We start from the raw sequence: 12,531 nt of genomic DNA, 5'->3' as shown, positions 1-12,531 counted from the left end.
GCCAGGAACGGGACGGTACGCCTTCCCACGGATGCCCGTTTTCCGGAAGACTCCTGGAAGTTTCGGGGTCACCCGTCGACGGAGGTGGGGCAAGTGGCAGCACATGGGGCCGACGCCGGGGGCAAGGTCACGATCACGGAGATCGCCCGGCAGGCCGGCGTGTCCGTACCGACCGTGTCCCGCGTCGTCAACGGCCGGTCCGACGTGGCGCCGCAGACCCGGGCCCGCGTCGAGGACCTGCTGCTTCGGCACGGCTACCGCAAGCGCCCCTCGGCCCCGGGCACCCGGGCCGGCCTGCTCGACCTGGTCTTCAACAACCTCGACAGCCCCTGGGCCGTGGAGATCATCCGCGGGGTCGAGGAAGTCGCGCACGCGGCCGGGGTCGGCACTGTGGTGTCGGCCATCCACGGACGTTCGGGCGACGCCCGCGAGTGGATGCGCAACCTCCGGGCCCGGGCCTCGGACGGCGTCATCCTCGTCACCTCGGCCCTGGAACCGACGCTCCACGAGGAACTGCGCATCCTCGGCGTCCCGCTGGTCGTCGTCGACCCGGTGGGCTCGCCCGCGCTGGAGGCTCCCACCATCGGTGCCGCCAACTGGTCGGGCGGCATGGCGGCCACGCAGCACCTGCTCTCCCTGGGCCACCGCCGGATCGGCCTGATCGCGGGACCGCCGCGGCTGCTGTGCTCCCGGGCCCGGCTGGACGGCTACCGCGCGGCTCTGGAAGGCGCCGGCATCGCGATGGACGAGTCACTCGTCGTGCCCGGCGACTTCCGCCCCGAGTCCGGCTTCACCGCCTGCGAGGCCCTGCTCGGCCTGCCCGAGCCACCGACCGCCGTGTTCGCGGCCAGCGACCAGATGGCACTCGGCGCCATCGAGGCACTGCGCCGACGCGGGTTGCGGGTGCCGCAGGACAAGAGCGTGGTCGGTTTCGACGACCTTCCGGAAGTCCGCTGGTCGGCTCCGCCCCTGACCACCGTCCGCCAGCCCCTGGCCGAGATGGGCAAACTGGCCGTGCGCACGGTGCTCCGCCTGACCCGCGACGAACAACCGGCCTCCCCCCGGGTCGAGCTGGGAACCCACCTGGTGGTGCGGTCGAGCACGGCGCCTCCGGCTGCGCGGGCCTGACGGCGGGCCGCACCTGGCAAACCCGCCCGACCGGGCGGAGGCCGACGAGGCACGGCGGGACCAGCCGAAGAAGCGCTGCCGACCTCAGGGGCGCTGCCGCAAGGCGGCAGGGCGTGGCCCCCCGGCCGCGGGTGTGACTGCGGCCGGCTCTGCCGGTCCGCCCCCCACGGCGCCCCCTCCCTCGGCACGGCGCGTTGCCTCGACCAGTGGCCGGCGCGAGCGCAGCCGCGGCCCGCCAGGCGTAACGCGAGGCGTACCGCGGCTTTCCCCCAGGCGTGCCCCGAGGCGACCACGCCCCTGCCGCCACGCCGCCTCCCGCCACACGCCGCCTGCCACCTGGCACCTGGCACCTGGCACCTGGCACCTGGCACCTGGCACCTGGCACCTGGCACCTGGCACCTGCCGACTCTCCGCATGTCAATCCATGGCCGCCGAAGCAACGCACTGTGGCCCCGGCCGCAGGCAAGTCGGCTCCCCGGCACGGTCAGGACGGCGCCCCGCCCCCACGACGGGGCGCCACCCACCCCCCTACCTCCCCCCGAGCGCCTCACGCACTGCGAAGTACGCAGGCTTCGGGGCCAGTTGGTCGTCCCACGGCAGGGCCGCGCCCTCGCCCGGGAAGAACGCCGGGATCCACGAGTACTTGTCCGTGTAGTCCCAGAGGGTGACACCGACGCAGCGGCGCACCTCCAGGCAGGCCTCGGTCAGGTCCCGGTACCACTCAGCCTGCCGGGTCAGCTTCTCCTCGGTCGCGGGCAGCTGCATCCGTATGTCGACCTCGGTCAGCGCGGTGTCGAGGCCGAGCCGGGAGAAGCGGCGGAGGTTGTCCTCCAGAGTGGTGGGATAGCCGTACTGGAGAGCGAGGTGGGCCTGGAGGCCGATGCCGTGCAGCGGGACGCCCCTGGCCTTAAGTTCCTTGGCCAGCTTGTAGTACGCGTCGCTCTTCGGGCCGATCCCCTCGATGTTGTAGTCGTTGAGGTACAGCCTGACCCGCGGGTCGGCCTGGTGCGCCCAACGCAGCGCGTCGGCGATGTAACCGGGCCCGAGCGTCTTGTAGAAGACCGACTCGCGGTACGTACCGTCCTCGTTGAACGCCTCGTTGACGACGTCCCAGGCGAACACCTTGCCCCGGTAGTGCCGCACCTCGGTCTGGATGTGCTTCTTCAGCACGGCCCTGAGCTCCGGGGCCGTCCACTCCCGTCCCGTGAGCCACTCGGGCAGCTGGCTGTGCCAGACCAGGGTGTGCCCGCGCACCTTCTGCCGGTTGGCGCGGGCGAGGTTCACGATCTCGTCGCCCTGGGAGAAGTCGAAGACGCCCTGCTGGGGCTCGGTCGCGTACCACTTCATGCCGTTGCCGGGGGTGATCTGGTCGAACTCGCTGCCGAGCAGGGCCGTGTAGGGCGCGTCGCCGAGCTCGGGATTGTCCGTCGCGCTGCCGAAGTAACGGCCGTGCCGCTGGGCGAGGTCGGCGAGGGTCGGTTCCTTGCCGTGCCGCTCGTCCGCCTGTGCCGTCGGCCCGGTGGCGATGCCGCCGAGCATCAGGGCGGCGGCGAGGGCCCCGGCGAGTCTGAGCCGTGGAGCGGTCTTGCGCATGGTGCGACTCCTCACGATCGATGGGTGGGTGAGCCGTACGTCCGCGGCGCGTGTCAGCCCTTCGTCGCGCCCGCGGTGAGGCCGCCGACGAGCTGACGCTCGGCGACCGAGTAGAAGGCGAGCGCGGGGACCATGGCCAGCACCAGATAGGCGAAGACCTTGGCGTACTCCGCGGAGTACTGCCCCTGGAACTGCTGCACGCCGATCGGCAGGGTCCACCACTGCGCGTCGGTGAACACCAGCAGCGGCAGGAAGAAGTTGTTCCAGCTGGTGACGACGGCCAGCACGGAGACGGTGCCGAGCGCGGGCCGCGCCATGGGCAGCAGCACCCGCCAGAAGAAGCCGAACGAGCTGCATCCGTCGAGCGTCGCCGCCTCCTCCAACTCGCCCGGGATCTGCCGGAAGAAGCCCCGCAGGATGATGATGGTCATCGGCAGCCCGAAGGCCGCCTGCGGGAGGATCACGCCGAGCGGGTTGTCCAGCAGGTCCAGGGAGCGCAGCAGCAGGAACAGCGGCAGGGCCGCCACCGCGAAGGGGAACATCAGCCCCATCGTGAACAGCGTGAACAGCACCTCCCGGCCGCGGAAGGCGAACCGCGCGAAGGAGAAGGCCGACAGCGCGGAGACCGCGACGACCAGGACGGTCGTGCCCACCGCGATGAGCGTGCTGTTGCCGATCAGCCGCCAGAAGTCCCCCGAGCCGAGGATCTGGGTGTAGTTGGAGGTCACCCACGACTCGGGCAGACCGACCGGGTTGCGGGAGAGCTCGTCGGTGGTCTTGAAGCCGGAGAGCGCGGCGTAGAGCAGCGGGACGGCCATGACCGCGCCGACGAGGACCAGGACGAGATGCAGAGGGAGGTTCCTGCCCCTGCGGGATGTCCGACTGTGCGTCACTTTCCGTCTCCCCGCATGGTGGTCGTGGCCCCTTCCAGGTCGCGCCGGAGCACGAACCGCTGGTAGGCGAGGGCGAAGACGAGACTGATGCCGAACATGACCACGCTGATCGCGCTGGCGTAGCCGACCTGGTAGCGCTTGAACCCGTACTGGAACATGGTCACGGCCATGGTCTCGGAGTGGTGGTCCGGTCCGCCCGCGGTGGTCACCCACACCAGATCGAAGAGCTGGATGGCCCCGATGACCGACAGGAAGACGCTGATGCGCAGGGTGGGCGCGAGCAGCGGCAGCGTCACGTTGCGGAAGCGCTGCCAGGGGCCGGCTCCGTCGATCAGCGCCGCCTCGGTCAGCTCCCTGGGGACGGCCTGGAGCCCCGCCAGGTACAGCATCATGTGGAAGCCGAAGTACTTCCAGGTCATGACCAGGAACAGGGTCGCCATGACGGTGGACGGATCGGCGAACCACTCCCCGCCCAGCCCGTCCAGCCCGACCTTGCCGAGGACCTGGTCGGCGAAGCCGTCGTCCGGGGCGAAGATCATGCCGAAGAGGATTCCGGTGATCGCCTCGGACAGGACGTACGGGGCGAAGAACAGCATCCGGTACACCGCCCGGCCGCGCATCCGCTGGTTGAGCAGGACGGCCATGGCGAGCGCGAACGGCAGCTGGACGACGAGCGACAGCACCACCAGCACCAGGCAGCGCCACAGGTCGCCCAGGAAGACGTCGTCCTGGAAGAGCCGTGTGAAGTTCTCGCCGCCGATGTAGTCGGTGGGCATACCGAAGCCGCCCCAGCGGAAGAACGCGGCGTACAGCGCGAACAGCATCGGCAGCAGGACGAGCCCCATGAACAGCACCAGGGCGGGCAGTTGGAAGCCGGCCGCGGTCAGCCAGTTCAGTGCCCGCCGCCGGGCCCGGCTCCGGGACCGGTCCGTGGCCGGGGGCGGGAGGCCGGCGTCGCGGCCGGTCCGTTTGTCCGGCAGGAACGTGGAGGTCATCGCCGGTTACTGCTCTTCCTTCGCGGTCTTCGTGATCGACTGGCCGACCTGCTCGGGCGACCGGGAACCGGCGATGAGCGCGGCGACGCTGTCGTTGACCTCCTGGCCGACGGCGGGCGCGTACGCCTGGTCGAGGTAGAGCTGGAAGCCGGTGGCCTTCTTCAACTGCTCCTGCACGGCCTTGATGTTGGGGTCGGTGATGGCGCTCTCGGCCGCCGGGACCACGGGCAGGGTGCCGGTCTTCTTGACCAGTTCCAGGTCGGTGGCCTCGGACGCGAAGAACTTCAGGAAGTCGACGGCCGCCTGCGGGGCGCCCCGGCGCAGGGCGTGCCCGCCGCCTCCGCCGAAGACCTCGGTGATGGCGCCCTTGCCGCCCTCGACCGCGGGGAACGGGAAGAACCCGAGGTCCTTGCCGAGGCCCTTGCCCGCGTCGGCCTGGACCACCGGCGCCCACTGGCCCATGAGTTCCATGGCCGCCTTGCCGTTGCCGACGGCGGCGGCCTGGCCGGTGGGGCTGGAGTAGGCGGCGCCGAGGAAGCCCTTCTGGAACGGCTGGAGCGCGACGAGCTCCTCGAGGTGCCGCCCCGCCTCGACGAAGGGGGCGCCGGTGAAGTCCTTGGCTTCGTAGGCCTTCTGCAACGCCTCGGCGCCGGCGGTGCGCATGGCCAGGTAGGCCCAGTAGTACATGCCGGGCCACTTCTCCTTGCCGGCCAGGGCGAGGGGGGTGATGGTCTCGGCCTTCAGCTTGCGCACGGCGTCGAGGAAACCGCTCCAGGTGGTCGGCGGCTCGGAGATGCCGGCCTGGTCGAAGAGCGCCTTGTTGTACCAGAAGCCGATCATGCCGATGTCGAACGGGATGCCGTAGACCTTGTCGTCGATCAGGTACGGCTCCTTGGCGACCGGGAGCAGGGCGTCGCCCCAGGGCTTGGTCCGGTCTGTGAGGTCCTCGACGAGTCCGGCGTCGACCTGCTGCTTGAGCACGCCGCCGCCCCAGGTGTGGAAGATGTCGGGCAGCTTCCCGGAGGAGGTCAGGGCCGTCATCTTCGACTTGTAGGCGTCGTTCTCCAGCTGGACGATCTTTACCTTGACCTTGGGGTTCTGCGCCTCGAACTTCCGGGCGAGGGCGGCCCAGACGGTCTTGGCCGGCTCGGTGGTGGAGATGTTCCACCACTCGATCGTGGTCGTCCCCGACGACCGTCCGTCCGAGTCCCCGCCGCATGCGCTCAGTGTCGTCATTCCGAGACCGGCCGCGGCGGAGGCCGCCAGGAAGCCGCGGCGGGACAGTGCCGGGTCGCCCATCATGCGCTCCTTGGGTACGGGACGGCGCTCCCGCGTCCGTCCACTGGATCGAAAGTTTCGGAAGAGATCCAGAAAGCTTCGTTGATGCCGCACCCTAGAGACAGGCGCCAAACACTGGCAACCCCTTGTGCACGGTCAATCTCCCGCCGACGCACGAACCTTGACCGGCAACAGCCTCCCCAGTATCGCCAGTCCCTTCGACGAGAGTCGACGAAGGATGCGAATGTTTCGGCTGGTTCGGCGAACGTTACGAAGGTGCACTGTAGGTGTCACCGCCTCCGGCGACAAGAAGGCCGGTGCCCTGTGAACGACGCGGCCGCGATCACGGAGGGTGTTCAAGCCCCGGCGGGCGCTCGCCCCTCACCCGCAGGCGAGGCTGCGCGGCTCGATCGGCGTCCCCATGAGCCCTCAACACGCGTTTTGACGCCCCACGCCTGCCGCGACCGCCCCCGCCGCCAGTCTTAACGGAAGCTTGACGCTCTCAGTGACCTCATCCACAGGCCACGGCATCACGCTCCGCTTACGCTGATCGGGCCATCCAGTGATGGCCGGAACCACGCTGAACCGCACATCGGGAGCACGTCGATGGCCACCACTGAGCACACGCCACTCAGCCGTACGGACCCCGCTCCCTCCAGTCGCCTGCGCGCCTGGATGCTGGAGGGCCTGTCCGACATGGGCAAGGGCGGCGGCCACACCGGGCCCCACGCCGCGCCGGAGCCCCCGCACAAGGGCCAGCGCTGGTGGCGGGTGATGTGCCTGACCGGCGTCGACTACTTCTCCACCCTCGGCTACCAGCCGGGCATCGCGGCGCTCGCCGCCGGACTGCTGTCGCCGGTCGCGACGATCGTGCTGGTGATCGTCACCCTGGCGGGCGCCCTGCCGGTCTACCGCCGGGTGGCCGAGGAGAGCCCGCACGGCGAGGGCTCGATCGCGATGCTGGAGCGGCTTCTCTCCTTCTGGCAGGGCAAGCTGTTCGTGCTGACCCTGCTGGGCTTCGCCGCCACCGACTTCCTGATCACCATCACCCTGTCGGCCGCCGACGCCTCCACCCACCTCGTGGAGAACCCGCATCTGACCGGTGTCCTGCACGACAAGCAGATACTGATCACGCTCGCCCTCGTGGCGCTGCTCGGCGCGGTGTTCCTCAAGGGCTTCCTGGAGGCGATCGGGGTCGCGGTCGCGCTGGTGGGCGCCTACCTCGCGCTCAACCTGGTCGTGGTGGCCGTCGGCCTCTACCACGTGGTCACCGCCGGCCACGTGGTCACCGACTGGGCCGGCGCCCTCACCACCCAGCACGGCAATGTGTTCGCCATGATCGGCGTGGCCCTGCTCGTCTTCCCGAAGCTGGCGCTCGGCCTCTCCGGGTTCGAGACCGGCGTGGCCGTGATGCCGCACGTCAAGGGCGATCCGGACGACACGGAGGCACGGCCGGCCGGCCGCATCCGCGACACGAAGAAGCTGCTCACCACGGCCGCCCTCGTCATGAGCGGCTTCCTGATCACCACCAGTTTCATCACCACCCTCCTCATCCCCGAGAAGGAGTTCGAGCCGGGCGGCCAGGCCAACGGCCGCGCGCTGGCTTATCTGGCGCACGACTACCTGGGCAACACCTTCGGTACCGTCTACGACGCCTCGACGATCGCCATCCTGTGGTTCGCCGGCGCCTCCGCGATGGCCGGCCTGCTCAATCTGATGCCGCGCTACCTGCCCCGCTACGGGATGGCCCCGCACTGGGCCAGGGCGGTCCGCCCCATGGTCATCGTCTTCACTCTGATCGCCTTCCTGGTCACCTGGATCTTCGACGCGGACGTCAACGCGCAGGGCGGCGCCTACGCCACCGGTGTGCTGGTCCTGATCAGCTCCGCCGCTATCGCGGTGACCATCGCCGCACGCAAGGCCCGGCAGCGTTACTGGACCATCGCCTTCGCGGTCATCTCCGCGGTGTTCCTCTACACGACCGTCGCCAACGTCATCGAGCGCCCGGACGGTGTGAAGATCGGCGCCTGCTTCATCGCCGGCATCCTCCTGGTCTCCCTGCTGTCCCGGCTGGCCCGGTCGTTCGAGCTCCGCGTGACCGGCGTGACGCTGGACGACATGGCGGAACGCTTCGTCCGGGACATGGCCAGCCGGCGGATGCGGTTCATCGCCAACGAGCCGGACCGGCGTGACATCGCGGAGTACCGCGACAAGATCGAGCAGATCCGGCACGACAACGACGTACCGGGACAGGACGACTTCGTCTTCGTCGAGGTGACGGTCACCGACCCGTCCGAGTTCGAGGCGGGCCTGACCGTACGCGGCGAGGTGCTCCACGGCCGCTACCGCGTTCTGACCCTGGAGTCCTCCTCAGTCCCCAATGCCCTGGCCGCGCTCCTGCTGTACGTCCGCGACATGACCGGCCGCACCCCGCACATCTACTTCGAGTGGACCGAAGGGGGCCCCTTCGCCAACCTTCTGCGTTTCTTCCTGTTCGGCCAGGGCGAGGTCGCCCCGGTGACCCGCGAGGTCCTGCGCGAGGCGGAACCGGACCGCAAGCGACGGCCGAAGGTGCACGTGGGCTGAGTCAGGGCGAGTCAGCCCTTGGGTCTGCGCCGACCGAAGCCCCTGCGGGGCGGACGCACCACGATCTGCCCGTAGTCGATCTCGCCGGTGATCCGCACACGCAGCACGACCGGCCCGTCGGCCGCGGCGCGCGCCTTGATCTGGGAGTAGTTCGTCACCAGCCCGCCGGTGTCCACCACGACCCCCGGACGGGTCAGCAGCCTCAGGGCGCCGGCCCGCATGTCCAGCTCGATGTCCAGCGTGTCCCGGGTGATCACCGCGTCGGTGAAGTCCAGCGTCACCTCGCCCCACGCCGACCGGATCTCCAGCCGCCGCGGCACCACCCAGCCGTCACCACGCCGGGTCGAGGACCCCTCCTGCTCGATCCGGTCGACCTCCTCCGCCTCCGCCCCCCTCCCGCCCGTCTCTTCGGGCAGATCCACGGTCAGCACGGCGAGCTCGCCCACCGTACGGGCGGACAGCGCGGCCTCCAGCCGCTCTTCGAGCTCCTCCAAGGTCAACCGGCCGTCCCCCGCGGCGACGCGCAGCACATCCACCACCCGGTCCCGGTCCGCATGCGAGGCCCTCACCTCGGGTGGTCCACCGGCACGCGAGAGGTCCCCCGCCATCACATCACCCCGATCTCCCCGGGCACGGCACCGGGCCCGCCCACTCGACGACTAACGCTATATCGCGTTATACCCAACGGCCAACCCCGCATCCGCCGTTCCCGCCGGGCGCCCCTATCGTGACCGGCATGCAGTCCTACACGATCGGCCAGGCAGCACGACTGCTCGGCGTGAGCCCCGACACCGCCCGGCGCTGGGCGGACGCGGGCCGCATCACCACCCACCGCGACGAGGCCGGGCGGCGGCTCGTCGAGGGACGGGACCTGGCCGCGTTCTCCGTCGAACTCGCCAGGTCCGGCGCCGCCGAGGAGGACGCCCCGTACACGTCGGCCCGCAACGCCTTCCCCGGCATCGTCACCGCGATCAAGCTCGGTGACGTCGCCGCCCAGGTGGAGATCCAGGCCGGCCCGCACCGCCTCGTCTCCCTGCTCACCCGCGAGGCCGTCGAGGAACTGGGCCTGGAGGTCGGCATGGAGGCGACGGCCCGGGTGAAGTCGACGAACGTCCATATCGACCGGGCCTGAGGCCCGTAGAAACGCACATACCCACCCTGCGGGCCACTCTCCCTCGCTCATGCGAAGCCACAGCTGACTTTCCCCTCGCAGATGCGTCAGTATGATCGGCGTATCGAGGAGCTTGCGGGCTCTTCCGCCGCATACCGAGGGAGTGGCCCAGATGACCCGTTCCGCGCACCGGACACGCCGGAACCTCCAGGTCGCCGGTGCGTCCGCGGCCGCGCTGCTGACTCTGAGCGCCTGCTCCTTGGCCACGGGCTCGGACCAGGGCACCTCCTCCGCGAAACCCTCCGGCACGGTGACCGTCTTCGCCGCCGCCTCCCTGGAGGAGAGCTTCAAGGCCCTGGGCAAGACGTTCGAGAAGCAGCACCCGGGCACGAAGGTCACCTTCAACTTCGGCGGCAGCGACACCCTCGCCGCCAGCATCACCAGCGGCGCCCCGGCCGATGTCTTCGCCGCCGCCAGCACCAAGACCATGGCGACCGTGACCGACAAGCGGGACGCGGTGGGCACGCCGGTCACCTTCGTCCGCAACCGGCTGGAGATCGCCACGCCGCCCGGCAATCCCGACCGGATCTCCTCCCTGAAGGACCTCACCGAGCCCGGCCTCAAGGTCGTCCTGTGCGACAGGACCGTGCCGTGCGGTGCCGCCGCCCAGAAGGCACTGGACACCGGCGGCCTGAAGCTGACCCCCGTCTCGTACGAACAGGACGTCAAGAGCGCCCTGACCAAGGTCGAGCTGAAGGAGGCCGACGCAGCCGTCGTCTACCGGACCGACGTGCGGGCGGCGGGTGACAAGGTGGACGGCGTGAGCTTCCCCGAGTCGGCGCGGGCCGTCAACGACTATCCGATCGCCCTGCTCAAGAACGCACCCAACCCAAAGGCGGCGAAGGCGTTCGTCGCCCTGGTGCGGTCCCCCGAGGGCGAGAAGGTGCTGTCCGAGGCCGGGTTCCTCAAGCCGTGACCGACACGCTGGAAAGCCGACCCCGCCGCGATCGCCACCGTGGCCGGAACCGGTCGGTGCCGGTGCCCCTGCTGGTGCCCGCCCTGATCGGCCTGGCGTTCCTGCTCCTGCCCCTGATCGCCCTGCTGGTACGGGCGCCCTGGCGCAGCCTCCCCGAGCAGCTGACGAGCCCCGAGGTGTGGGAGGCACTGCGGCTGTCGCTCGTCTGCGCCACGGCGGCGACGGCCTTGAGTCTGGTCGTCGGCGTGCCCCTGGCCTGGCTGCTGGCCCGCACCCGGTTCCCTGGCCGGGGTCTCGTACGGGCCCTGGTGACGCTGCCGTTGGTGCTGCCGCCGGTGGTGGGCGGTGTGGCCCTGCTGCTCGCCTTCGGGCGCAACGGCGTCATCGGGCAGTGGCTCGACTCCTGGTTCGGGATCACCCTGCCCTTCACCACGACGGGTGTCGTCCTCGCCGAGACGTTCGTGGCGATGCCGTTCCTCGTCATCAGCGTGGAGGGCACCCTGCGGGCCGCCGACCCGCGCTACGAGGAGGCGGCCACCACCCTGGGCGCCTCCCGCTTCACCGCGTTCCGCCGGGTCACCCTGCCGCTGATCGCGCCGGGCATCGCGGCCGGTGCCGTACTGGCCTGGGCCCGGGCTCTGGGCGAGTTCGGCGCGACGATCACGTTCGCGGGCAACTTCCCGGGCCGCACCCAGACCATGCCGCTGGCGGTCTACCTGGCCCTGCAGAACGACCCGGCGGCGGCGATCGCCCTCAGCCTGGTCCTGCTGGCGGTGTCCATCGCGGTCCTGGCGGCCCTGCGCGACCGCTGGATGACGGCGCCGTGATGTCCCGGACCGGCTCCCTGACACCCTGGACGTGGCTCTCATGACCGAGACGACCGACCGCGATGGCACGGCACCCGCCCTCCTCTCCGAAGGCCTCGACGCCCACCTCGTCGTTGACCGCGGCCCCTTCCGCCTGGACGTCGCACTCACCGCCGCCCCCGGGGACGTCGTCGCCCTGCTCGGCCCGAACGGCGCCGGCAAGACCACGGCCCTGCGCGCACTCGCAGGGCTCACCCCTCTCACATCGGGTCACCTGTGGCTGGACGGCACCCCGCTGGACGCCACCCCGCCCGAGTCCCGCCCGGTCGGTGTCGTCTTCCAGGACTACCTGCTCTTCCCGCATCTGACCGCCCTGGACAACGTCGCCTTCGGGCCGCGCTGCCGGGGTGCGAGCAAGGCCGAGGCCCGCGCCCAGGCCGCCGAGTGGCTGGACCGGATGGGCCTGGCCGACCACGCCGGCGCCAAGCCCCGCCGTCTGTCGGGAGGCCAGGCCCAGCGCGTGGCCGTGGCCCGGGCCCTGGCCACCCGGCCCCGGCTGCTGCTGCTGGACGAGCCCCTCGCCGCGCTCGACGCCCGCACCCGTCTGGAGGTGCGTGCCCAGCTCCGGCGCCACCTCGCCGAGTTCGAAGCCGTGGCCGTCCTCGTCACGCACGACCCGCTGGACGCCATGGTGCTGGCCGACCGTCTGGTGGTCGTCGAGGACGGCCACGTCGTCCAGGAGGGCACTCCCTCCCACATCGCCCGCCACCCCCGCACGGACTACATCGCCAGGCTCGTCGGCCTCAACCTCTACCGGGGGCGGGCCGAGGGCCACACCGTCCGGCTCGGCACCGGCCCGGCCATCACGACCACGGAAGAGCTCTCCGGCCCGGCCTTCGTGGCGTTCCCGCCCGGCGCCGTCACCCTGTACCGCGAACGCCCCACGGGGTCCAGCGCCCGCAACCTGTGGCGCTGCGAGGTCGCCGGGCTGGAGACGCACGGCGACCAGATCCGCGCGGACCTCACCGGCGAACTCGCCCTGACCGCCGACCTCACCACGGTCGCCGCGGCCGAACTCGACCTGCGCCCCGGCGCCCCGGTCTGGGCGACGGTCAAAGCGACGCAGACACACGCATACCCGGCATAGGGAACTCGCCGGGCTACC

General features: G+C 70.7%; 11 protein-coding genes. 6 read left to right on the top strand and 5 right to left on the bottom strand.

The window, feature by feature from the left end; all coding sequences use genetic code 11:
• Positions 1 to 93 precede the first annotated feature (93 nt).
• Positions 94 to 1,128 carry a LacI family DNA-binding transcriptional regulator gene (locus tag AC07F0_RS34060; RefSeq protein ID WP_478983792.1) on the top strand — a complete coding sequence of 345 codons (1,035 nt, stop codon included), beginning with the start codon at positions 94 to 96 and terminating at the stop codon, positions 1,126 to 1,128.
• A 528-nt stretch (positions 1,129 to 1,656) separates the two neighbouring features.
• On the opposite strand, the gene AC07F0_RS34055 is transcribed toward AC07F0_RS34060, so the two are convergent.
• From AC07F0_RS34055 to AC07F0_RS34040, 4 genes are all read right to left on the bottom strand, one after another.
• On the bottom strand, positions 1,657 to 2,721 hold the full coding sequence (locus AC07F0_RS34055) for an endo-1,4-beta-xylanase (RefSeq protein WP_478983791.1): 1,065 nt from the start codon (positions 2,719 to 2,721) through the stop codon (positions 1,657 to 1,659).
• Between the two features lie 53 nt (positions 2,722 to 2,774).
• Positions 2,775 to 3,539 (bottom strand): carbohydrate ABC transporter permease, encoded by a 765-nt coding sequence (locus AC07F0_RS34050; RefSeq protein ID WP_466097558.1) that lies wholly within the window; start codon positions 3,537 to 3,539, stop codon positions 2,775 to 2,777.
• A gap of 71 nt (positions 3,540 to 3,610) precedes the next feature.
• Entirely contained in the window at positions 3,611 to 4,609 is a 999-nt protein-coding gene (locus tag AC07F0_RS34045) for a carbohydrate ABC transporter permease (protein ID WP_354739556.1), read from the bottom strand.
• Positions 4,610 to 4,615: 6 nt separating this feature from the next.
• Positions 4,616 to 5,908 carry an extracellular solute-binding protein gene (locus AC07F0_RS34040; RefSeq protein WP_478983790.1) on the bottom strand — a complete coding sequence of 431 codons (1,293 nt, stop codon included), beginning with the start codon at positions 5,906 to 5,908 and terminating at the stop codon, positions 4,616 to 4,618.
• A gap of 585 nt (positions 5,909 to 6,493) precedes the next feature.
• Here AC07F0_RS34040 and AC07F0_RS34035 point away from each other — a divergent pair.
• Entirely contained in the window at positions 6,494 to 8,473 is a 1,980-nt protein-coding gene (locus tag AC07F0_RS34035; protein WP_478983789.1) for an APC family permease, read from the top strand.
• A gap of 11 nt (positions 8,474 to 8,484) precedes the next feature.
• Here AC07F0_RS34035 and AC07F0_RS34030 read toward each other — a convergent pair whose 3' ends face one another.
• The gene (locus AC07F0_RS34030) at positions 8,485 to 9,081 is read right to left on the bottom strand and encodes a DUF1707 SHOCT-like domain-containing protein (protein ID WP_478983788.1); all 597 of its coding nucleotides are present in this window, start codon (positions 9,079 to 9,081) and stop codon (positions 8,485 to 8,487) included.
• A 128-nt stretch (positions 9,082 to 9,209) separates the two neighbouring features.
• Between AC07F0_RS34030 and AC07F0_RS34025 the strand changes: the two genes are divergently transcribed.
• The 4 genes from AC07F0_RS34025 to AC07F0_RS34010 all read left to right on the top strand — a co-directional run bounded on the left by AC07F0_RS34025 (position 9,210) and on the right by AC07F0_RS34010 (position 12,513).
• Positions 9,210 to 9,605, top strand: a complete 396-nt coding sequence (locus tag AC07F0_RS34025) for a TOBE domain-containing protein (RefSeq protein ID WP_478983787.1) — start codon at positions 9,210 to 9,212, stop codon at positions 9,603 to 9,605.
• Positions 9,606 to 9,756: 151 nt separating this feature from the next.
• Positions 9,757 to 10,560: a molybdate ABC transporter substrate-binding protein gene (modA, locus tag AC07F0_RS34020; protein ID WP_478983786.1), complete on the top strand. Its 804-nt coding sequence runs from the start codon at positions 9,757 to 9,759 to the stop codon at positions 10,558 to 10,560.
• Positions 10,557 to 11,387 (top strand): ABC transporter permease, encoded by an 831-nt coding sequence (locus tag AC07F0_RS34015; RefSeq protein WP_478983785.1) that lies wholly within the window; start codon positions 10,557 to 10,559, stop codon positions 11,385 to 11,387. Before modA ends, AC07F0_RS34015 begins: the two co-directional genes overlap by 4 nt.
• 40 nt (positions 11,388 to 11,427) lie before the next feature.
• Positions 11,428 to 12,513, top strand: a complete 1,086-nt coding sequence (locus AC07F0_RS34010; protein WP_478983784.1) for an ABC transporter ATP-binding protein — start codon at positions 11,428 to 11,430, stop codon at positions 12,511 to 12,513.
• Positions 12,514 to 12,531 lie beyond the last annotated feature (18 nt).

The organism is Streptomyces sp. NPDC045955 (assembly GCF_056430805.1).
This window is presented reverse-complemented; position numbering and strand designations above follow the sequence as displayed.